The 20,341-nt window shown below is 46.8% G+C and carries 22 protein-coding genes; 13 read left to right on the plus strand and 9 right to left on the minus strand.

Annotation, left to right across the window (positions count from 1 at the left end; translation table 11 throughout):
* Positions 1 to 4: 4 nt before the first annotated feature.
* Genes KDK13_RS10970 through frdD form a run of 3 tightly spaced genes read left to right on the plus strand, consistent with a single transcriptional unit; the run spans position 5 to position 1,516 of the window.
* The gene (locus KDK13_RS10970) at positions 5 to 754 is read left to right on the plus strand and encodes a succinate dehydrogenase/fumarate reductase iron-sulfur subunit (RefSeq protein ID WP_257285012.1); all 750 of its coding nucleotides are present in this window, start codon (positions 5 to 7) and stop codon (positions 752 to 754) included.
* A complete protein-coding gene (locus KDK13_RS10975) occupies positions 754 to 1,143 on the plus strand; it encodes a hypothetical protein (RefSeq protein WP_257285013.1) in 390 nt (129 codons plus the stop codon). Before KDK13_RS10970 ends, KDK13_RS10975 begins: the two co-directional genes overlap by 1 nt.
* A 19-nt stretch (positions 1,144 to 1,162) precedes the next feature.
* Positions 1,163 to 1,516: a fumarate reductase subunit FrdD gene (gene frdD, locus KDK13_RS10980; protein WP_252019556.1), complete on the plus strand. Its 354-nt coding sequence runs from the start codon at positions 1,163 to 1,165 to the stop codon at positions 1,514 to 1,516.
* A 49-nt stretch (positions 1,517 to 1,565) separates the two neighbouring features.
* Here frdD and KDK13_RS10985 read toward each other — a convergent pair whose 3' ends face one another.
* Complete coding sequence (locus KDK13_RS10985) at positions 1,566 to 1,886, minus strand: hypothetical protein (protein WP_257285014.1); 321 nt, start codon at positions 1,884 to 1,886, stop codon at positions 1,566 to 1,568.
* On the minus strand, positions 1,883 to 2,308 hold the full coding sequence (locus tag KDK13_RS10990) for a hypothetical protein (RefSeq protein ID WP_257285015.1): 426 nt from the start codon (positions 2,306 to 2,308) through the stop codon (positions 1,883 to 1,885). The genes KDK13_RS10985 and KDK13_RS10990 overlap by 4 nt, the downstream gene beginning before the upstream one ends.
* A 130-nt stretch (positions 2,309 to 2,438) precedes the next feature.
* On the opposite strand from KDK13_RS10990, the gene KDK13_RS10995 reads away from it, so the two are divergent.
* A complete protein-coding gene (locus KDK13_RS10995; RefSeq protein WP_257285016.1) occupies positions 2,439 to 3,134 on the plus strand; it encodes an SDR family oxidoreductase in 696 nt (231 codons plus the stop codon).
* Between the two features lie 102 nt (positions 3,135 to 3,236).
* Here the strand turns inward: KDK13_RS10995 and KDK13_RS11000 are convergent, their stop codons facing one another.
* The 3 genes from KDK13_RS11000 to KDK13_RS11010 all read right to left on the minus strand — a co-directional run bounded on the left by KDK13_RS11000 (position 3,237) and on the right by KDK13_RS11010 (position 6,185).
* Positions 3,237 to 3,560 (minus strand): Hpt domain-containing protein, encoded by a 324-nt coding sequence (locus KDK13_RS11000; protein WP_257285017.1) that lies wholly within the window; start codon positions 3,558 to 3,560, stop codon positions 3,237 to 3,239.
* Positions 3,561 to 3,732: 172 nt separating this feature from the next.
* Positions 3,733 to 5,655: a DUF1631 domain-containing protein gene (locus KDK13_RS11005; protein WP_257285018.1), complete on the minus strand. Its 1,923-nt coding sequence runs from the start codon at positions 5,653 to 5,655 to the stop codon at positions 3,733 to 3,735.
* A gap of 173 nt (positions 5,656 to 5,828) precedes the next feature.
* The gene (locus KDK13_RS11010; RefSeq protein WP_257285019.1) at positions 5,829 to 6,185 is read right to left on the minus strand and encodes a hypothetical protein; all 357 of its coding nucleotides are present in this window, start codon (positions 6,183 to 6,185) and stop codon (positions 5,829 to 5,831) included.
* Between the two features lie 186 nt (positions 6,186 to 6,371).
* Between KDK13_RS11010 and KDK13_RS11015 the strand changes: the two genes are divergently transcribed.
* The 7 genes from KDK13_RS11015 to KDK13_RS11045 all read left to right on the plus strand — a co-directional run bounded on the left by KDK13_RS11015 (position 6,372) and on the right by KDK13_RS11045 (position 13,129).
* Complete coding sequence (locus KDK13_RS11015; protein WP_257285020.1) at positions 6,372 to 6,677, plus strand: hypothetical protein; 306 nt, start codon at positions 6,372 to 6,374, stop codon at positions 6,675 to 6,677.
* A 112-nt stretch (positions 6,678 to 6,789) separates the two neighbouring features.
* Entirely contained in the window at positions 6,790 to 7,662 is an 873-nt protein-coding gene (locus KDK13_RS11020; protein ID WP_257285021.1) for a TIGR01212 family radical SAM protein, read from the plus strand.
* Between the two features lie 184 nt (positions 7,663 to 7,846).
* Positions 7,847 to 8,488: a Crp/Fnr family transcriptional regulator gene (locus KDK13_RS11025; protein WP_257285022.1), complete on the plus strand. Its 642-nt coding sequence runs from the start codon at positions 7,847 to 7,849 to the stop codon at positions 8,486 to 8,488.
* Positions 8,489 to 8,659: 171 nt separating this feature from the next.
* Entirely contained in the window at positions 8,660 to 9,886 is a 1,227-nt protein-coding gene (locus KDK13_RS11030) for a NupC/NupG family nucleoside CNT transporter (protein WP_257285023.1), read from the plus strand.
* 93 nt (positions 9,887 to 9,979) lie between these two features.
* Complete coding sequence (deoD, locus tag KDK13_RS11035; RefSeq protein ID WP_257285024.1) at positions 9,980 to 10,702, plus strand: purine-nucleoside phosphorylase; 723 nt, start codon at positions 9,980 to 9,982, stop codon at positions 10,700 to 10,702.
* Between the two features lie 117 nt (positions 10,703 to 10,819).
* Positions 10,820 to 12,190 carry a guanine deaminase gene (guaD, locus tag KDK13_RS11040; RefSeq protein ID WP_257285025.1) on the plus strand — a complete coding sequence of 457 codons (1,371 nt, stop codon included), beginning with the start codon at positions 10,820 to 10,822 and terminating at the stop codon, positions 12,188 to 12,190.
* Positions 12,191 to 12,613: 423 nt separating this feature from the next.
* Positions 12,614 to 13,129, plus strand: a complete 516-nt coding sequence (locus KDK13_RS11045) for a GNAT family N-acetyltransferase (protein WP_257285026.1) — start codon at positions 12,614 to 12,616, stop codon at positions 13,127 to 13,129.
* Positions 13,130 to 13,299: 170 nt separating this feature from the next.
* Here KDK13_RS11045 and sctV read toward each other — a convergent pair whose 3' ends face one another.
* Genes sctV through KDK13_RS11060 form a run of 3 tightly spaced genes read right to left on the minus strand, consistent with a single transcriptional unit; the run spans position 13,300 to position 16,129 of the window.
* Positions 13,300 to 15,381 (minus strand): type III secretion system export apparatus subunit SctV, encoded by a 2,082-nt coding sequence (sctV, locus tag KDK13_RS11050; protein WP_257285027.1) that lies wholly within the window; start codon positions 15,379 to 15,381, stop codon positions 13,300 to 13,302.
* 43 nt (positions 15,382 to 15,424) lie between these two features.
* Positions 15,425 to 15,718, minus strand: coding sequence for a hypothetical protein (locus tag KDK13_RS11055; protein ID WP_257285028.1), 294 nt, complete (start codon positions 15,716 to 15,718; stop codon positions 15,425 to 15,427).
* A gap of 12 nt (positions 15,719 to 15,730) precedes the next feature.
* Complete coding sequence (locus tag KDK13_RS11060; protein ID WP_257285029.1) at positions 15,731 to 16,129, minus strand: hypothetical protein; 399 nt, start codon at positions 16,127 to 16,129, stop codon at positions 15,731 to 15,733.
* 246 nt (positions 16,130 to 16,375) lie between these two features.
* Here KDK13_RS11060 and sctC point away from each other — a divergent pair, with 246 nt between their 5' ends.
* Positions 16,376 to 18,601 (plus strand): type III secretion system outer membrane ring subunit SctC, encoded by a 2,226-nt coding sequence (gene sctC / locus KDK13_RS11065; protein ID WP_257285030.1) that lies wholly within the window; start codon positions 16,376 to 16,378, stop codon positions 18,599 to 18,601.
* Between the two features lie 140 nt (positions 18,602 to 18,741).
* Positions 18,742 to 19,659, plus strand: a complete 918-nt coding sequence (gene yvcK, locus KDK13_RS11070) for a uridine diphosphate-N-acetylglucosamine-binding protein YvcK (protein WP_257285031.1) — start codon at positions 18,742 to 18,744, stop codon at positions 19,657 to 19,659.
* An 8-nt stretch (positions 19,660 to 19,667) separates the two neighbouring features.
* Here yvcK and KDK13_RS11075 read toward each other — a convergent pair whose 3' ends face one another.
* Positions 19,668 to 20,309: a sugar transferase gene (locus tag KDK13_RS11075; RefSeq protein ID WP_257285032.1), complete on the minus strand. Its 642-nt coding sequence runs from the start codon at positions 20,307 to 20,309 to the stop codon at positions 19,668 to 19,670.
* Between the last annotated feature and the right edge of the window lie 32 nt (positions 20,310 to 20,341).

The raw sequence follows: 20,341 nt of genomic DNA on the forward strand, positions 1-20,341 counted from the left end.
CCCCATGAGTGAGAAAACCATAACCATCGAGATTCTGCGTTATAACCCGGAAACCGATGACAAGCCGACATTTGGCACTTTCACTATTCCTTATGTGGAAGCCTGGTCCATGCTGGATGCCCTTGAGCATATCAAGGATGAACTGGATTCCAGCCTGGCTTACCGCTGGTCCTGCCGTATGGCGGTATGTGGCAGCTGTGGAATGGTCATTAATGGTACACCAAAGCTTGGCTGTGAAACTTTCCTCCGGGATTACTACCCGAACACCATTCGGGTAGAGCCACTGGCTAACTTCCCGATCGAAAAGGATCTGGTGATTGACTCTGAAGACTTCATCAAGAAGCTGGAGTCAGTGAAACCTTACATCATCAATGCGATGGAGAAGCCGGTTGAAGAGGGTGTGAATAAGCAGACGCCTCAGCAGCTGGGCCTTTATAAGCAGTTTTCCATGTGCATTAACTGCATGCTCTGCTACTCCGCGTGCCCACAGATGGGTTTGAACCCACTGTTTACCGGGCCTGCGGTGATTGCCCTGGGGCACCGTTATAACCTGGACAGCCGGGATGATGGCTATGAGCAGCGTACTGAAGTGATTCAGGGCAAGAATGGTGTCTGGTCCTGTACTTTTGTGGGCTACTGTTCTGAGGTTTGTCCAAAGAATGTAGACCCGGCCGCGGCCATCAACCAGAACAAACTGCAGGGTTCCCAGGATTGGGCGCTCTCTTTCCTGATGCCACGTAAAGGAGACAAGTGATGAGTCGTCGCCCCTATGTGCGCCCTATGAAGCGCACCTGGTATATGGATCATCCCTTCTACCGTCATTACATGGTACGGGAATCATCCTGCGTAGTTGATGGTCTGTATGCCATCAACCTGTTTGTCGGTCTGGTTCAGCTGATTAAAGGTGAAGCTGCCTGGGATAGCTGGCTTGCCTTCCAGGCCAACCCGTTAATGATTCTGTTCACTGTGGTTACCCTGGGCCTCACCCTTTACCATGCCGTCACCTATTTCGATATGACGCCCCGCGTTCTGCCACAGCAGATTCGTAAAATGGTAAAAGACAGTGTGGTTAACAAGTTGATGTACGTTGGTCTGGCGGTGGTTTCTGCCATCATTCTGGCTGCGGCCACTATGGGACTTTGACGGGGATAGGAGAGGGAACATGAGTAATAAACGTCATATTGAACCTCTGTTGTGGAGTCTGTTCGGGGCTGGTGGCACTACTATCGCCTTTTTCTTTCCGGCCATTATTTTTGTGGTTGGTCTGGGCGTGCCTCTGGAAATTATTCCGGCAGAAGCGCTCTCTTACGAGCGAATGTCAGCGTTCTTTCTGGAGAGCTGGATTGGCAAGTTGGCACTGATGGTGGCTTTGGTGCCTTCTTACTGGGCCTGTATTCACCGTATTTACCACGGTGCCCACGATCTGGGCTTCCACCCGGGGGTTGGGGTAAAAGTGGCCTGTTATGGTGGTACGTTGATTCTCAGCCTGGCAACCATTGCTTTATTGCTGGTCTGATCAGGTTTTATGAGGGGGCTGAGTAAGCCCCTTTTTTTGGCATAAAAAACTAGGAAGCTTGTTCAGAGCGTTGGCTTTTTTCCTGAAGATAATTTTGCTCGATTCGCCGTTGATTGCGTGCCTGAGCTATTTTCTCCGCTAATACCGGGTCTTTTGACAGTAGCTCTTCCTGTTCAAACATCACTTGATTGATCTGCTCGTGAATTTTCTGGGTGATGCTATTGACCATTTGATTTCGATTCACCGCTGTTAGCGAGTGTGTCTGGATAAAGCTGTCCACCGCTATTCTGATCATGGAACCCAGCGGGCTGTCATGTTCATCGGACTTTTGCATAATAAGATCGAGACTGCCCAGGTTTTCGAGTGTCATGGTGTGAGTAGTCCTGTTGTCAGAGTATTACTGGCTTCCTTTGTGTAGAGGTCCCCAAAGCAATCGCTTATTGCCTGGTGAATATCGTTGGGCAGAGGGCTGACTGTTTTTATTGCGGCCAGAGCTTCATTCAATTGATTCGTTGTTTTACAAGCAAAAATGGCGGACAAAACACCGCCCCATTGGCCTTGTTTTGCAAGTGCTTTGATCACTTCCAGATGATCAAGTGATAAAGACTCAACCTGACGTTGACCAACGGCCAGATTGCTGGTTGCATTAGCGGTTCTGCCCGATTGGGGAGTCGCCCTGGCTTCGCTGACCTGGCGTCCTTTATGATTGGCGTTGTGATTAGCAGGGGAGGTATGCCCTTCTTGTGCAGGTATATAAGATGTCTGGTTGTCGCCAGTTATTTTTGGAGGCATCTTTTCCATCCCCGGTTTGTCATCATAAAATGTGTTGTACGTTTCTTGCCTGGTTTGCTAGTAAGATAATTTATCGGCGGCTTCAGCTTTATTTCTACCGGAAGCTGCCAGTTTATCCGGGAGAGTCTGTATGCAGAAAATAGTGGTGGTGACCGGCGTTAGCCGGGGGCTGGGTCTGGAACTGTGCCGTCAATATCTTGCGGAGGGTGCGAAGGTTTATGGTTGTTGCCGCTCTCCGGAACAGTCGCAGAAACTGCTGGAGCTTAAACGTAGTGCGGGCTACCAGTTTGAGCTGGTTCCTCTGGACATTACCCAGCCCGGAATGATCCATAATCTGCAGTATGTGATTGAAGAGCCCATTGATATCCTGATCAATAATGCCGGCATTTATGGCCCTTCTGGTCTGTCTTATGATGAGGTGACTGTTGACCCATGGATGGAGGTTTTAAGGGTTGATTCGGTAGCCCCGATGATGGTTACACAGGCTCTGGTGGAAAAAGTAGCCCTGAGTCACGAGAAGAAAATCATCATGATGTCCAGCAAAATGGGCAGTATGGGAGACAATCACAAAGGAGGAAGTTACCTCTATCGCTCTGCCAAGGCTGCATTAAATGCTGTGGGTAAGAGTCTGGCCATTGACTTGGCTGAAAAGGGTATCAGTGTTGGTATTTTTCATCCGGGCTGGGTTCAAACGGATATGGGTGGCGTCAATGCACTGATTGATGCAGAAACATCTATCAGGGGTATTCGCAAGGTTATTGATCAACTTTCTTTAAAAAGCAGCGGCCAGTTCATCAGTTATGATGGCTCAGTGATTCCCTGGTAAGTGGATTAATCGGGTGAAATTTGTATGCAATCGATTGTTCAATCGCTACACTTTTTTGCCCGTTATGGCTTGAGCCTGTTCAGCCAGACCAGTCAGCCCCTTTCATAGATCAGGGTACAGGGCTTCAATGCTGTTAAACGTATCGTTCAGTTGAAGAAAAAGAGGGTCAAAACGATCTGTTTCCACTTGTTGCCCTGATTGTTCAAGGTCTCCGGCAATTATTGCCAGTTGTTCCGCTCCGACGATGGCCGCACCACCTTTAATCCGGTGGGCAAATTTGGCAACAAGGGTCGTTTGTTGATTGTTGACCGCAGCTTTCAAATTCAGAATGTCTTCCCGGGTGCTCTGGAAAAATGTTGATAACAACTCTTCCAGAAGCACCTCATCACCGTCGGTAATTTGATGTAAATTTTCCAGATTGATCATAAGACTTCCTGTACAAATCGATAGTAAATTAGTTTTTCGCCATTAAACTCCAGTGCTTTAGTCAGTTGCCTGCCCAATAATCAATGTCTATGCCCGTGTTGAGATAAACAGGCCTGAACAGTTCTCACCTTTTTCAGCTTTTGCCTTACAGTGGCTATCCCAGGCAGCGTTACTAATGCTTTTTGAATCGCTTAAGAACGGCCTGTATAGCCCGGTCGAAAACAGGGTTCTCTTCCAGAATACGGACAGAACCGTCTTTGATTTCCTTTTTGAGTTCGCTTCCAGAACGCTCTGCAACACGCATTCCCGAGCTGTTGACAAAAATATATCGACGACTGTCTTTACTGAGCCGGGCAAGCTTGCAGCGGAGATGATGTGCGTCGCCTTGGCCAATAAATTCAACCCAATGACCCGGATGAAGTCCATCAATGATGACCGGGGCAAATGAGGCGTGGTGCTCCTGCGCGTCAGCCACTTCATCCTGTTCATCAAGGACCAGTTCAAGCGCCTGAGAGCCTTCGGTTGCTTCTGGGTTGGGTTCAGACAAGAGTGGATCTTCCAGGCTCAGCCCGGACTGTCCGCAGGAAAGAATAATTTCCTCGGAGTGATCTTCCGTGGGACTCTCGGCCTGAAAGTCAATGGTATAGTCATCGTCGGACTCTGTTGCCAGGATCTCCTCTGGTTGTTCGTTGGGTTCCGCAGGCTGGTTTTTTGAACTCTCAGGCTCTGGCTGCAGGATGATATTCAGGTTGAATTGAAATCCATCAAGACATTCCTGAAGTACATCGGGGTTTTCACTGTGGTCAGAGATGATGGTGCGGACAGTATGCTCAATCAGTAGCAGCACATGTTTGGTTAATTGAGGGTCCCGGCAATACAGCATTCCTGCAGACGTCAAGTCGTTTAATAAAAGGCGGGCCGGATGCTTTCTGTCGGTTAAAAAAGCATCATTCAGGATGGCCTGTTTTAAAATCGGGATCTGCAATAATGCAATGGTTTTTTTTACCTCATCAGGCAGGTTGTGATCATCCAGAATGTACTCAAACAACCAGCCAACCATATTGATGAGGTCTTCATGATGGCGTGAAAGGTTTGGGTTAACTCCCTGTATTTCCAGGGCATCGACCACTGAGTTGTGTAGGTTTTTTATTGAAACGTGTTGTTCAAGAATTTCCAGTTGCAGTGAGCTGAGGACATTGGCCAGATCAATAGCCCTGACCCTGTTAGCCTTGGCCTCAGGGATGAGCTCGTCTTCTGCAAGCATGTTTTCCAGCCGGGATACCAGCTTCTCAGCAAAGCTATCCAGAAACTGTGGATTATCAATGTCTGGATAGTAATTCTGTTGAGGAGTTGGTTGTGTTCGGTCCGGGAAGCGGGATGAAGATACGGGGTTGTGACTTGGGTGACTTGGGTCGTAGACTGTGTTTGCTTTCGATCGCTCAACCGAAGATGACTGTTTGGGACCCAGCCCTTTATGGAGAATTAACTGGTCGGCTTTAAGCCAGAGTTCATCAGCTGCTTTACTAAGATGGCTGGCAAACCAGCAGAACAATTGTTGTTCAATGTCACGATCCGGATGGAGACTTTCCAGAGCCATGGCGAAACTTTCGCAGATACGCTCCGGGGTCGCAGGGTAAGTGCCGTCATGCCGGGGATAGGTGCTCTCGAGACTGCTTTTGATTCTGCAAATACGTTCAGAGTTTTTACTGCTCTCAAAATCATTGGTTGCAGAAAGCCAGAGGAGTTGATGATCAAGTTCAGAATTATCCAGTAATTCAAGCGTTAAGACGCCTTCTTGCGGTTGAGGCTGTTCATTGTCTGTGCTGGTCAAATGATCGAGGAAGCTTTTTTTAATTGAAGATTCAGATTTCTTCAAACGGTTTTTGATATCGATCCAGCGCATCATGTCCTGATCGTTTTTGATGTCTTCCAGGTTGGTTTGTAATTTAGTTGATAAAACAGCAAACAGCGTGTCGGACTCAGGATAAATGATTTCTTGAACCAGTTGATTTAACTCGGAAAATAGAATGCTTTGCGGTGGTTTGTTGTCACCATCTGGGCTCAGAGGAATAATGTTGGAGGACTGAATTGACATGCTGGCCACATCCCTGTACATCACAATATTATCTGCACGGTATTAAATATCTGCAGAGATAGTTCCTGTCGCTAAATTTATTATATTGAAATTGAGAACCCCTGATTAGATTGTGTAGCTATTACTGCAAAGTTCTAGCTACCTTTTGTTAAAAATGGCAGCGGCCCAGATGCCTATCCCTGTCTGAGTTCCTTGGCTATTTCTTTAGCTTTTTCGAGGGCTTTATTGAATCCATTTTTAAAAAGGTTTTCACGGATCTGTCTCTGGAGTTCTTCTGGGGTAATCTCCCCATCTTCTGCAGCTGCTTCGGCAAGCTTATTGTCTTCCTTGTTTTGTACAAGCTTTGAAAACTCCTGAGATTGCATTGGATCAATACGATCTACCGGTTTGACATTACCTACCTGGCCTGAGTGATCAGAGGGTAGGTTATCAATATCCTTGTTGGTAATGAGTGACATAGTCAGGCTCTCCGTTGCCCAGTGCAAGCTGGCTTCTGGTAAATGATAAAATATCGCCATTTTTGGCGGCATTGTTCGCTAATGCTTTAGTCCTTATAAAGCTCAGTTTAGATTATGAATAGAGATTATAAAAAGATGGAAGGCCCATCTTTTGCTCAATAATGCTGTTGGCTTAAATAAGCTGACAGCTGGTCTGAAGATCATAAAGCCACCTGTATCACCGCCGACAACTGAAACTAGTACAGCCGGGAGAATACTATGAGCGGTGAGCATTTTACGTTAACGATCAGTCAAAGCACGTCTGATGCCGGCGATTTTGCCATACATATGAAGGAACCTGATAAACCTGAGCAGTTGTTAGTTCATTTCAGATTTATGCCACTGGCCATGTTCGATGAGTCTTATCTGGATGATCTTGTCGGTGTGATGGCGAGGAAGCTGGCAAAAAGAATTATTGAATGGCGTGTAGCTCCCGATGACCCTGACGCAATGGATGCCTGTCAAAATGAGGCACGTGCAGTCGTTCAGGAAGCGTTGGAAAGAATGAAAAAAAATTCAGGCTAAGCATTGGCCATTAAGTCATGCGTTAAATTCCCTATAGGCTAAACAAGGGTCTGTCGGTATTTTGTAGTGATTTTTGATGACGAAATAACTCGCTATGGACATGACCCGCTTCGTGAATACTTTTGGCCGTTACCTTCGGCAGAAGTACGGAGAAAAAGTACACAAAGTTTCGGTGAATGCGTCATTTACCTGCCCAAACCGTGATGGCACTAAAGGTATTGGTGGTTGTACGTTTTGTAATAATGCTTCTTTCAGCCCCGGCAGCACCAAAGCGGGAGAAATCTCCGAGCAGATTCGCCAGGCACAGGAGAAGGTGGGAGTCCGAACGGGGGCCAGAAAGTTTATCGCTTACTTCCAGTCTTACAGTAATACCTACGGCTCTTTGGAAGATCTCAAACGCTATTATGATGAGGCTCTGGCTCAGCCCGGTGTGATAGGGCTTGCCGTAGGTACCCGGCCTGACTGTGTACCGGATCCGGTGTTAAAACTGCTGTCGGAGTATCAGGCTCAGGGGTATGAGGTCTGGCTCGAGCTTGGCCTTCAATCCAGCTTTGATCCTACGCTTGAAGCCATTAACCGTGGTCATACCTTCAGCGATTATGAAGATGCGGTGATAAGAGCCAAGAACTATGGATTAAAGCTGTGTACTCACCTGATTGTCGGTCTTCCGGGGGAAGAGCCTGAAGACAGTCTGGTCAGTTTTGACCGGGTCATTGGTTTAGGTGTCGATGCTATTAAAATTCACCCTCTTCATATCGTTAAAGGCACTCAAATGGCCCGTCAATGGCGCAGGGCGCAGGTTCGGGAATTATCCATGGAGTCTTACACGGATGTGCTGGCAAAGATGATCCTTCGGGCTCCAGAGGGTTTGCTGTTTCACCGGTTGACAGGTTCCGGGGAAAGACAGTACCTGCTTTCACCACAATGGACAATGCATAAGTGGGATGTGCTTGGCATGCTCTATAAAAAGTTGGAAGCCAACTGAAAAAAGCAATGAATTTCCCGCTGGATACATGCTTGTGTGGTGGCATGATCGCAGCAATACAGTGCGTTGTAACGGGTAATAAATCGGGACGGAAATTAATTAACGTCTGATTTATCGCAGTTAAAAAACGAACTAAGTCGTGAGTCTATAGCAAAGAGTTGATTGTCTCTCTTGGGGAGGAGTTGTGCTCCGGGATTTTGATGCAAAGATCTACCATCGATTACTGACGATACCTGGCGGAAAGCCGGTCAGATATGCAGCAGGGCAGGTAATCTGTTTTCAGGGGGGGGAAGCCAATGCACTTGTAGTGGTTTCCGGGGCTGATATTAAAGTGCAGTATGTTTCTGCATCTGGAAGAAAGTATACCCTGGGACAGGAAGAGAATTACTTTGGTGTTCTGGGAGAGATGGAGCTGTTCAGTGGCTCGGGAACACATATGCTGAGCGTTATTGCCGTTAACCCGGTGGTTGGTTATCAGCTTTCCAGAGAGAAAGTCTTGGGGGCTTTGACCAAAATGCCGGATCTTGCCCTGGATTTTCTGGCCCTGATGTCAAACCGCTATCATACGACGGTAACCAGGGCTATGGAGAACATACTTTATGGTCTTCGCTTTAATGCGCTCAAGAGTCTCGTTGATCTTTCTGATGCGGCGGGTCATGGCTTGTTCCAGATCGCTCAGGATGTTGAAGCTGAAAGTCTGGGTACTTCATCCCGGGCTTACCGGAGGATTCTGAAGAGCCTGATCGATGAGGGCGTTCTGGAAAAGGAAGGTAGTGCTTTCAGATTTATCAACCTTGATCGGGTTTTTTCAGAAATACAGATATAAATCAAAAAATGTTCAATTTTTCACAAAAAAGTACCTCTGGCGGACAATTGTCCTTTTTTGCTGTGCCCCTATTGAATCAATATAGGGGCAATTAAGGCCTGCCTTATTTCTTGTGCTGTTTTCATTGAAAGCTGTTAAACCGTTTTTCTTGTTTGTTTGAAGGGGGCACTCATGGGAATCTTCATGAGCCTGTTTGGTATGGCAATGCTGATCGGGATTGCCGTAGTCTTTTCGGAAAATCGAAAGGCGATAAATGTATGGACTGTATTGGGTGCATTACTTATTCAGGTTACCTTTGGTGTATTTGTAATGTATGTTCCGGCAGGTCAAACTGTTTTACAGGTTGCATCCAATGGTGTGCAAAGTGTTATTAATTTTGCCAATGATGGCCTGGCATTTGTATTTGGGGATCTGGCCCAGTATAAAGTTGGTTTTGTTTTTGTCATTAATGTTCTGTTTGTTGTGGTGTTCATCAGTGCATTAATCTCTGTTCTGTATTATTTAAATATTATGCAGGCAGTTATTAATGTGATTGGTGGTGTATTGCATAAACTGCTGGGTACCAGCCGTGCTGAATCACTCTCGGCAACAGCCAATATTTTTGTAGGCCCAATTGAAGCGCCTTCCATGGTCAGGCCCTTTGTCCAGGGAATGACCCGCTCCGAAATTTTTGCCGTGATGACCGGCGGTCTGGCCTCGGTTGCTGGCGGCACCATGATTGGTTACATCAATCTGGGTATTGATATCAAATACATTCTGACCGCCTGTTTTATGACGGCTCCGGCAGGTTTGCTGTTTGCCAAACTGATTTGTCCGGAAACGTCGACACCGGCCAATAACGTCAATGATGTCATCGACCAGTCAGATGAGAAACCGGAATCCATCCTGGACGCCATAACTCAAGGGTCCATGGTTGGCTTACAGCAGGTGGCTTGTGTCACCGCACTGCTGATCTCTTTTGTCGCCATGATCGCTCTTGTTAATGGTATTGTGGGAGGAGTTGGAGGCCTGTTCGGTTTTGAAGCCCTTACTGTTCAGAGTATTCTTGGTTATCTTCTGGCACCACTGGCTTTTGTGATGGGAGTGCCCTGGAATGAAGCGACACAGGCGGCTTCTTTTATTGGCCAGAAAATCGTTATCAATGAGTTTGTGGCCTATATCGATTACGTGAAAGTTGCCTCTGAACTTTCCCCGAAGACTCAGGCCATTGTGACTTTCGCACTCTGCGGCTTTGCCAATATCGGCTCTGTGGCCATGGTGGTTGGTGGTCTTGGCAGTCTTGTGCCCGGACGTAGAAGGGAAATGAACACGTTAGCCATGAAAACGCTTCTGGCCTCGGTTCTTGCCAACTTGATGAGTGGCACTATTGCTGGTTTGCTGGTTGGTCTTGGCAGCTAAATATTCAAGCCTGTCGACTTCCATTGTTTATTGGCGGCGGCAGGCTTCGATCAAATAACGTTTCAGAAAGATGTATTGTTGGAGTTTAAGTCAGTGAGTACTGCACACATTAACGCGAAGCCCGGGGATTTTGCAGAAACCATTCTGATGCCAGGGGATCCGCTTCGCGCCAAGTTCATCGCTGAGAACTATCTGGATGATGCAAGGGAAGTCACTAACGTCAGGGGAATGCTGGGCTTTACCGGAACCTATAATGGTAAGCCGGTATCCGTTATGGGGCATGGTATGGGAATACCTTCTGCATCCATTTATTTCCATGAATTGATTACCGTCTATGCGGTTAAGAACCTGATTCGTATTGGTAGCTGTGGTGCCATTCATGATGATGTAAAACTGATGGATCTGGTGATTGGTATGGGGGCCAGTACGGACTCAAAAGTGAACCGAATCCGTTTGAGGGATCATGATTTTGCGGCACTGGCTGATTTCTCGCTGCTTCGCACGGCTGTTGAGCAGGCAGAAAAGAAGGGGCTGTCAGTCAAGGTAGGTAACCTGTTCTCTTCTGACCTGTTCTATCGACCTGATGAAGATCTGTACCCATTGATGGCCAGTCATGGCATTCTGGGGGTAGAGATGGAGGCGGCTGCTCTTTACGGTGCAGCAGCGGCACTGGGCGCCAGGGCACTGACAATTTGCACGGTTACTGACCATATTCTCCGTCATGAGGCTTTAGGCGCGGATGAACGCCGCACGACGTTGAATGATATGATCACTCTGGCACTGGATACCGTTGATCAAATGGATGTCAGGGCCTGATTTCTGCGTCACAGCAGGCTTTACTGTTAATTTATCGAATGAGCGTGGTTTCTTTTTGAATCACGCTCATTTTTTATAAATGCTTTCTTTGAATCCAGCGAGTCCACAGGCTGTGTTATGAATCACGATGATATTCTTTTCGGTATTCTGGGCAATGCTTTCCATTGCCCGGCGCCCGGAGAGTTTGAATTTCTTGAAAATGCCCTGATTACCATTAATGTTGAAGGTGAAATTCTCGGGGTAGCAAAACCGTCAGAGTACAACAATAGTCCTATCGTTGAGTTTCTGGAATGTCAGGGGCGCATTCTCCGGCTGACTGACCAGCAATACCTTATTCCAGGGCTGGTTGACCTTCATTGTCATGCACCACAGTGGCCTCAAATGGGTAAGGGGTTGGATTTACCACTGTATAACTGGCTTGAAAATTATACATTTCCCCTTGAGGCTCGGTACCAGGACCTGGATTTTGCCCAGCATGTCTACAGAGATCTGGTGCAGTCAACATTAAGCAGTGGGACAACCAGTGCGGTGTACTTCTCCAGCATTCATCTTGAGCCGTCCAAAGTGCTTGCAGACCTTTGTCTGGAGAAGGGGCAGCGGGCTTTTATTGGTAAAGTCTGCATGGATAACCCGGAACATTGTCCTGATTACTATCGCCAGAGTGCTCAGAAGAGCCTTTATGAAACTGAAGCGTTTTATCAGTATGTCTCCGGTATGGTTGGCAATGATGGTTTGGTGTCACCGGTGGTCACACCACGGTTTATACCAAGCTGTACAGAAGGGCTGCTTAAGGAATTAGGGCAGTTTGCTACAGAGAATGAGTGTTACGTTCAGACTCATTGCTCTGAAAGTGACTGGACAAGGGAGTACAGCTGTCAGAAATATGGTGAAACCGATATCAGTATCTATGAAAGAACAGGGTTGTTAGGAAGAAAGACGATTCTGGCCCATTCTATATTCCTGACTGAGAGAGATACTCAAAAAATTCAGGAACACGGTGCCATTATTGCCCATTGTCCTCTTTCAAACATGTATTTTGCCAATGCCGCCCTGGGAACCAGAGAGATTCTCGACAGGGGACTGCACTGTGGTTTGGGCAGCGATGTTGCGGCCAGTGTTACGCCTTCCATGTTGCGATCATGCTTTGATGCGGTCAGTCATTCCAGAGTCCGGGAGGAAGGTACTTCAGCGAGGCTGGCATCTGACGTAAGAGGTGAGCCCGGTACCAGAATATCTTTTCTTGAAGCTTTCTGGTTAGCCACTGCCGGAGGAGGAAAAGCACTTGATAAACCCATTGGTTTGTTTCAAAAGGGATTTTGGTTCGATGCTGTTTTAGTGGATGGCAATATTCAGGATTGTGACTTGAAAATCTGGAAAGCACTGGATGAGCCTTCAGATATTCTGGAAAAGATTATTACAACCGCTCACCGGCAGAATATAACGAAAGTGTGGGTAAAGGGTAAGGAAGTTATCAGCAAGAATCGGTAATTGTGAATGCCGTGATTACAGCCATTTTAAGGCTGTAGTCACTCTTAAACAGGTTATTCAGGGTTAGTGTTTTTGAGGTTTTTAAAGAGTGCTTTAGATTTATGTTAATTAGAGTGTTTAATTCTATTAATATGCAATCACAATATTATCTTTAATCAGAAATAAGAATAATAAAATTGTCTGAGTTTTGAAGGAAAAATGATATTTGATATTATAATTTAACTTCAAAGATGCTTGGGGCTTTCATCTTTATTTCCCTTTTATAAAATCAAGCCTGCTAAATGGATTAGATAAACTAAAACTTCAGCTTGGTTGGATAATCCTCGGTTTATTAAGACATATCAATGGGTTACAGAAATATCAATAAAGCCCATGGTGCTTTTGCCGATGTTTTACCTGATAGCTGACTATCAGGATAATGATATGCATATAGACTTGGGTAATGGTTACTGCCTCAGAAGGTTTCTTTACGGCGATGCGATATCTCTGGCCAAGCATGGTAATAACGTCAATATAGCCAGGAACCTTCGGGATACTTTTCCACACCCCTATACCATAGAACATGCCAGGGCCTGGGTTCAGCATGTTAAAGAACATGAGACCAAAACCCGCTTTGCGATTGACTTTGGCGGCGAAGCCATAGGTGAGATTGGGTTTGTAGTTCAACTGGATGTTCACCGTTTTGGTGCAGAGATTGGCTTTTGGGTCTCTGAGGATCACTGGGGTAAAGGCATTATGTCCGCAGCGCTTTCTTATGTGTGCCAGTATGCATTTGATGAGATGGGGCTGGTTCGTATTTTCGCTGATGTACAGGCACGTAATGATGGTTCTCGCCGTGTGCTGGAGAAATGCGGTTTTGAGCTTGAAGGTGTGATGAAAAAGCATGTTTATAAAGAAGAGCAGTTTATTGACCAGCTGGTCTTTGCATTAGTTCGTTAGTTGTCATTTCCCTTTTCTCCCTCATTTAACATTACTTCTACCCCCTTTTTCAGGGGGGGAAGTAATGTGGTGACTAAAGTTAAGAGAGAAAATAATGAGAGTTGATTTGATTGCCCCTTGAGATACTGCACAAAAAGCATTCCTGCCAAACCGTTCTGAGCACCCATCCATTAAAGAGAAATGCGGCCCAGTGGTTGAACGGTAATCTCTTCAGTTAACTCCTGGTGTGATAGCACTGCCAGGTCATAGACTTCCAGCTCCAGAAGTTTTCGGACATAGCGCCGTATATCCATTGAGGTGATCAGGACAGGCTTATGCTCAAGATGGCCTATTTTGCCAACAGAATGCTTGACGTTTTCCACAAACTGGGCTGAGGTCGATGGATCAAGTGCCAGGTAGCTGCCTGCTGAGGTCTGGCGGATACCGGAGCGGATGGTATCTTCGACATCCTGGTCAAGCAGGTACACCGGCAGCATATTTTTACCGTTAGAGTACTTGTAACTGATGTAGCGCTTCAATGATGAGCGGACATACTCGGTTAACTGAACCACCTCTTTCTCCTTGTGTCCCCAGACAACCAAAGATTGCAGAATGGAGCGGAGGTTCCTGATCGAGATGTCTTCAGAGACCAGGCGCTGGAATATTTCGGTGATCTTGTTAACCGGTAACAGTCTCTGGACTTCCTTTATCAGTTCCCCAAACGTGCTTTCCATTTTTTCCAGAAGGTAACGTGTCTCCTGAATGCCCACAAAATCTTCTGCGTATTTCTTCAGAACATGTGCCAGGTGGTACGTCAGGATTTTTGAGGAATCCATAAAGTTGACGTTATTGCGCTCAAGTTTGTCCTGCTGGCTTTCAGTGACCCAGAGAGAGTCCAGGCTGGGTAGAAACGCATCACCAACTTCATAAGGGATCTTCAGCATGTCCAGATGCTCATTACTCTCTCTCACGAACAGAGAGCCTGGTTTGAAATAGCCAGATGCAACGGGAACCTCCTGCAGAAGTATGCTGTAGGTATTCTCATCCATGGCGTCATTAAACCGAAGATGTATACCGGGAAAAGGCACACCGAGATCCATGTACAGTGATTTCCGGACTTTCAGCAGCTCTTCATTCAGGGAGGTTGTGTTCAGGCTTTTCTGTACCGAGGTCGGGACATCAATAATCAGGGGCAGGGTTTGGGTGAACTCTTCCTGCTGGTCCAGTCTGGATTTGGCCTCACTGGGGGTTTCTGTTGCCGCGGCCATGGCAGGAATACCGCCATCTTCCTCAGCGGTTCTGGCTTTTTCCACTTTCTTCATTAGATAGTAGCCCCCGCCACCGATCGCTCCAGCGAGAGCCATGAAAGTCAGTGTCGGGAAGCCGGGGATCAGGGCAAAGCCGAGTAACAGTGCTCCTCCAACCATAAGGGCCTTTGGCTTATCGGTAAGCTGGGTGCCTATCTCATTACCAAGGTCCTTGGCATCTTCATTGGATACCCGGGTGACAATAATACCGGCGGTAATGGATATCAGCAGAGCCGGTATCTGGGAGATAAGTCCATCCCCTACGGTTAAGATAGCGTAGAGCTGGAGAGCTTCGCTGCCACTCATACCATTACTGGTACCAATGGCAACACCAGCGGTAATGTTGACAAAGATGATGATCAAACCGGCAATGGCATCACCTTTTACGAACTTCATGGCTCCATCCATAGAACCAAACAGCTGGCTTTCTTTGGTAACCAGCTCACGACGTCGCTGGGCTTCTTCCATTTCGATGGCCCCGGCACGCAGGTCAGCATCGATACTCATCTGCTTACCAGGCATACCATCCAGAGAGAAACGGGCGCTGACTTCTGCAACACGTTCAGAACCCTTGGTGATGACCAGGAATTGCACAATGGTAATGATAAGGAAGATAACGATACCTACTACCAGGTTACCCCCTACCACAAAGTTACCGAAGGTATATACAATCTCACCGGCATCTGCCTGAAGAAGGATCAGGCGGGTGGTGGTAATGGACAGAGCCAGACGGAAGAGGGTCGTTATAAGAAGTACTCCCGGAAAAGATGAGAATTCCAGGGGTGACTTCAGGTAGATGGATGTCATCAGAAGTATTGTGGAGATCCCCATGTTCAATGCAATGAGGAAGTCCACCAGGGGGGTGGGCATCGGCAGAATAATAAGCCCGATGATGGATACCAACAGGCCTGCCAGTACCAGATCGTTTCTGCCGCCTATATTCAGCCCGGGTAACAGTTGTGCCATGAGAGGTGCGCCGCTGTTATGGGGCTGGCTATGGTCTTGAAGATCAGCGGCTCAGTGCCGCTTTTTTCTTCTTGAGCAGGGCTCGCCCCTTGATCCATTTTATAGCCCGAGTATCACTGCCAGGCCTTGCGTATTTTAGGAAATTATCGGCTGCACGAATGGATTCTTCAGGTCGTTCTGCCTGTAGGTAGGCATAGCTGAGCATGCGATAAATATCGGGGTTTTTCCGGTCTATTGACATCAGCGCCTCTAATAGCGCAATGGATTTTCTGGGCTGCAGATATTCAATATAATAGGATGCCTGTGACAGCATCCAGGTTTTTAATGACTGATCCATTTCACTAATCCTTTAGCTGGCAATCAATACATTGCGGCACATCATTAAATATTCACTGTCTGCTTTGGCTTTTTCAATTACTGACAGGGCTTCTTTCATTATTTTGGTATTACTGTTGTTTTCAGGCAGTTGCCCAATAAAGGCAGAAAGTGAATCGATGGCTTCCTGTGTGAAACGGTAGTGCTCCTCAGGACTTGAATAGATATTCTGGCCGGAAACATCGGTGGCAAAATCAAACTCACGTTTCAGGTAATTACGGTTCTTTTCCAGGGCCAGCCAGGTGTGGTCAAGAACGTTGACGCCGGAGGGTTTGAAATTTGATTTTGATTTCGGAAAATCTGAGTGGATCGAGGCATTGTCGATCCTTGAAATACCTGAAATGCCGTTACTGAAAGAGACTGATGCTGTCATGATAAAGCCCACCTGATAATTTAATCATTTCGTTCTTTCGGCCGGTATATAGAGTGATTAACGGATTTTTCTCATGTTAATTATTTTTTTGACGAAATGCTGGTGAATCCGGTTTGTTTTCCGATAAACTGGTGTGTAACAAACTTTAATTGACAGTTTTGATATTGTACAACCATTACAAGGCATCTATTCATTAAGGGCTGTTGAATAAGCTGGAGCAGACATGAGCATGGAGGCACGCGTCTGATGGGCTTTATAAGAAATACCCTGATAATCCTGTCCCTTTTACTGGCGATTACCTTTCAGGCGCTGGCGAATTGGTCATCTGAAGAGCCACAAACCAGAAAGCATGTAGTACGTCCTAATGAAACTCTGGACGTTATTGCCGGTAGTTATGGGTTTGAGGCAAATGAGCTTGCCCGCTATAACAAGCTGAATACTTCTGAGGCATTACGGGTAGGGCAGGTTATCTATTTTCCATCGGATATTCCTTCCGAGATCGCGCCGGATCAGCCCGGCTTTCCTGCCGTTGGGCAGGGGAGACCTCTGGATGCCAGGGTGTTCCCCAATAAAGCCATGCCCTCTTTTGATCAGGGAAGGCCTCTGGATGCCAAGGCGTCTCCAAGGCCTGGTAGCTTATCCGCTGATGCAGAAAGTGCACGGCTAATGCCATTTATAAATGATGGGCAACTGTCAGGAAAAGAGGCAGATACCTCCCGATATGGCAGTCAAACCCATTATGCAGCAACATCTGATTTTGATTATAACTTTGCCCAGAAAGATGACCGTCAACCGGTAAGTCAAAGGCCTCATTCCTCTCCAGAAAACCTTAATATGATGCGAACGAATGCACCATTCGGAAATGGCGTGGTCATTTCTGCAGAGGAGGCTATCCAGGATGCGATTGATGATTTTGAAGGTACTATTGGTGATGATGAATCACCTGCCCTGGCAGCGTTTGGTGTTCGTCCGTATGCCTATTTCGGGAATGGGGATAACCTGAAGGACGTTTTGCAGAATTTCGCGTCGAGCTATTATATACCTGCCATCATAGCGGATAGGGTTGTTGGGGAAATTAATGGCAAGATTGGCCCTATGACCCCTGTTGATTTCCTGGATCATCTGGCCAATATCTATGGTTTTATCTGGTATTTTGATGGGCATACCCTGTTTGTTTATGATGGCAGCGCCTCCAGCCAGCAGATTATCAGCTTAAACTATTTACCGATAAAGCAACTGAAGAAAACCCTGAAAAAAATTGGTATCTGGGATGGTCGCTTTTTCTGGAAGGAACAGCCGCAAGAAGGTCTTGTCTTTATCTCCGGACCGCCTCGGTATATAGAAATGGTTTCTCAGACAGCGCTGTTGCTTGATGCGAAGGAAGGGGAGCGCCAGAAGAGTAAACTGACGGTTCGTACCTTCCCGCTCAAATATGCCTGGGCAACCGATAAGTCCTTTACTTTCAGAGGTCAGCAGCTGACCGTTCCGGGAGTGGCTACGATTCTGACGAGAATTATTAAAGGTGGTGGTGTAGCCCAGGTTGCCAGGCAGGGAGCACCTAACCCATCAGTGACTCCGGCAGAAAGTGTCAGTAAATCCGGTGAACCCGTTTCGCAAGATGACTCAGCGTCATCAGCAGGGGAACCGCTGAACGCTGGTGCGGTAGCCGAGGAAGTTTATATCAATGCTGATCCACGACTGAATGCGATCATTGTCCATGATCTTGAATCCAAGATGCCCATGTATGAAGAGCTGGTCGCTTCCCTGGATAAACCGACTTCCCAGATAGAGATCAGTGTTTCAATTATTGATATCAATACGCAGGACCTGCAAGCTCTGGGAGTTGACTGGAATAATTCCGGTAGTTCAAGTGATACCACGTTTTCTTTTACTCCCTATCCCAATGCCCCGTCACCAAATTACACAACCATTGTCTCCAGTGCTCTCGGGTCATTTAATGCGAATTTACAGCTGTTGGCTGATGAAGGGCGGGTCAAGATTGTTTCAAGGCCGTCTATCCTGACACTCGATAACATAGAAGCCATTCTGGATAACAGCAGCACTTTCTATGTTTCAGTGGCCAGCAATGAAGACTCGGAATTATTTCCGGTAACATCAGGTACAGTTGTTCAGGTTACCCCGAGAATTGTTCGTGAAGAGCAGGGTCGACGTATTCATATGAGCGTCAATATACAGGATGGTACCGGAAGTCAGGGCACAGAGGACGTCGGCAATAAACTACCGGAAGTGACTAACAGCTCAATTAATACTCAGGCTATCATCAGTGAGCAGGAGAGCCTGTTAATTGGTGGTTTCTATAAAGAACAGGATGAAGAAAAGCTTACCAAAGTTCCATTGCTGGGTGATATTCCGGTGCTTGGTCATTTGTTCCGTGCCGAGTCAACGTCAAAGATCAAGCAGGTGCGTTTATTCCTGATAACGCCACGCATCATTGGTTCAACACAAACCTGATATCAGTTTTTAGGCTGGGCAGGCAGCAGACTCTTCTGGTGATTGGTAGCGGTACTGTTATTGCCTGCAATGCTTAGCAATGTTGAAATATTGTGTGAAAGGTGCGACATACCGTATTTATACTCATAAAAGAACTTGCCATGTATTCTGTAAAAACACTTTATCAGTGTCGCCGGATTGTTGCTATTGGTGGAGGGCATGGCCTTGGTCGGGTCATGGCAAGCCTTGGGTTTCTCGGTGGGCACCTGTCCGGCATTGTTACGACTACGGATGATGGTGGGTCAACAGGTCGACTCAGGGATGGCAGTGGCTGTATTGCCTGGGGAGATCTCAGGAATTGCCTTAATCAGCTGTGTTCGGATACCCCTAATCTTGCACGGATTCTGTTTGAGTATCGCTTTAAAAATAGCGGTGATATCAGTGGGCACAACCTGGGTAACCTGATTTTACTGGCAATGGATCAAATGTGTGTTCGCCCATTGGATGCCATAAACCTGATTCGCCAGATGTTACAGGTCGATGCAGAGTTGATACCCATGTCAGAAGAGCCTGCCCGCCTTGGCGCTATCGTGGATGGAAAGGAAGTGGTTGGTGAAACGACCATTGATGCTCTGGAAAAATGTCCGGAGAAGTTGATGATTCTGCCTGCTATACAACCGACTGATGAAGCAGTAGCCAGGATAAAAGAGTCAGATATGATTATTTTGGGGCCGGGTAGTTTCATGACCAGTATCTTACCGGCGATCTTGATGCCAGAGGTTGCAGAGAGTATTGGTAATAGTAAGGCCCTGAAAGTATTTGTGGGCAACATCAATCAGGAAATGTCGGCTGTCGGAAAAATGTCCATCAGCGATAAACTGTCATGGATGAGTGAAATGACGGGCGTATATCCAGACGTGCTGTTGTGGCCCGCTGAGAATGAATCACCTGAAAACCTTCGATGTGATATACACACCATGCCATTGGCTGATACCCACCAGCCAGGCGTGCATGGCCGGGAGGCCTTAAGGCAAGGTCTGGATGAGATTGCCAGTGTTCTGTTTCAGCATGAGAGCTGATCACTGCTTTACTGCCCCTTGCCGGTTACCATGACAAAAATGGTTTTGAACATGACGTAAATATCCATTTTCAGCCATTCCCATGGGCTGCTTAACGCCAGGGCGTAGGCATGGTCATAGGCGACTTTATTTTTCACATCATTCAATGTCTCATCATAACCCATGTTTACCTGGGCAAGACCGGTAATACCGGGAACAACATCAAAGGTTCGTTCACTGTAAAACGGAATGTTTGTTTCCAGTTTATTGTACATTCCTGGCCGCTCAGGTCTTGGACCCACAATAGCCATATCACCAACGAGTACATTCCAGAGTTGTGGCAGTTCATCAAGACGCGTTTTTCTCAGGAAGTTACCAACTTCGGTAATCCTTGGGTCATTTTTCTGAGCCCAGACAGGTCCCGTTCCTGACTCAGCATCATTCCGCATGGTTCTGAATTTTTTCATCATGAACAGGCGAATATAGTTTTCTTTCTGATAGCCAATACGCATCTGCTGATAAATAATTGGCCCGGGGCTATCAAGACGAATGGCCAGCGCGATAAAGGGAAATAGTGGCAGGGTGATTGTCAGCCCGGCCAGGGCGATCAGTATATCCATTAATCGTTTGCACATTGAGGCGAGAGGATGGACATAGGTTGACTCTTTCATGAGTACACTCCTTAAGTACGTGTTGAGGATCC

The sequence above is a fragment of the Endozoicomonas sp. SESOKO1 genome, from assembly GCF_024606265.1.
In the GTDB taxonomy this organism is placed as follows: domain Bacteria; phylum Pseudomonadota; class Gammaproteobacteria; order Pseudomonadales; family Endozoicomonadaceae; genus Endozoicomonas.

What these genes read in the sequence shown, in the direction of transcription:
- KDK13_RS11055 (WP_257285028.1), bottom strand. Translation starts at nt 15,718, where the DNA reads ATGGATCAGTCATTAAAAACCTGGATGCTGTCACAGGCATCCTATTAT.
- KDK13_RS11060 (WP_257285029.1), bottom strand. Translation starts at nt 16,129, where the DNA reads ATGACAGCATCAGTCTCTTTCAGTAACGGCATTTCAGGTATTTCAAGG.
- KDK13_RS11005 (WP_257285018.1), bottom strand. Translation starts at nt 5,655, where the DNA reads ATGTCAATTCAGTCCTCCAACATTATTCCTCTGAGCCCAGATGGTGAC.
- KDK13_RS11015 (WP_257285020.1), top strand. Translation starts at nt 6,372, where the DNA reads ATGAGCGGTGAGCATTTTACGTTAACGATCAGTCAAAGCACGTCTGAT.
- KDK13_RS10975 (WP_257285013.1), top strand. Translation starts at nt 754, where the DNA reads ATGAGTCGTCGCCCCTATGTGCGCCCTATGAAGCGCACCTGGTATATG.
- KDK13_RS10970 (WP_257285012.1), top strand. Translation starts at nt 5, where the DNA reads ATGAGTGAGAAAACCATAACCATCGAGATTCTGCGTTATAACCCGGAA.
- sctC (WP_257285030.1), top strand. Translation starts at nt 16,376, where the DNA reads ATGGGCTTTATAAGAAATACCCTGATAATCCTGTCCCTTTTACTGGCG.
- guaD (WP_257285025.1), top strand. Translation starts at nt 10,820, where the DNA reads ATGAATCACGATGATATTCTTTTCGGTATTCTGGGCAATGCTTTCCAT.
- sctV (WP_257285027.1), bottom strand. Translation starts at nt 15,381, where the DNA reads ATGGCACAACTGTTACCCGGGCTGAATATAGGCGGCAGAAACGATCTG.
- frdD (WP_252019556.1), top strand. Translation starts at nt 1,163, where the DNA reads ATGAGTAATAAACGTCATATTGAACCTCTGTTGTGGAGTCTGTTCGGG.
- KDK13_RS10995 (WP_257285016.1), top strand. Translation starts at nt 2,439, where the DNA reads ATGCAGAAAATAGTGGTGGTGACCGGCGTTAGCCGGGGGCTGGGTCTG.
- KDK13_RS10990 (WP_257285015.1), bottom strand. Translation starts at nt 2,308, where the DNA reads ATGCCTCCAAAAATAACTGGCGACAACCAGACATCTTATATACCTGCA.
- yvcK (WP_257285031.1), top strand. Translation starts at nt 18,742, where the DNA reads ATGTATTCTGTAAAAACACTTTATCAGTGTCGCCGGATTGTTGCTATT.
- KDK13_RS11010 (WP_257285019.1), bottom strand. Translation starts at nt 6,185, where the DNA reads ATGCCGCCAAAAATGGCGATATTTTATCATTTACCAGAAGCCAGCTTG.
- KDK13_RS10985 (WP_257285014.1), bottom strand. Translation starts at nt 1,886, where the DNA reads ATGACACTCGAAAACCTGGGCAGTCTCGATCTTATTATGCAAAAGTCC.
- KDK13_RS11000 (WP_257285017.1), bottom strand. Translation starts at nt 3,560, where the DNA reads ATGATCAATCTGGAAAATTTACATCAAATTACCGACGGTGATGAGGTG.
- KDK13_RS11045 (WP_257285026.1), top strand. Translation starts at nt 12,614, where the DNA reads ATGCATATAGACTTGGGTAATGGTTACTGCCTCAGAAGGTTTCTTTAC.
- KDK13_RS11030 (WP_257285023.1), top strand. Translation starts at nt 8,660, where the DNA reads ATGGGAATCTTCATGAGCCTGTTTGGTATGGCAATGCTGATCGGGATT.
- KDK13_RS11075 (WP_257285032.1), bottom strand. Translation starts at nt 20,309, where the DNA reads ATGAAAGAGTCAACCTATGTCCATCCTCTCGCCTCAATGTGCAAACGA.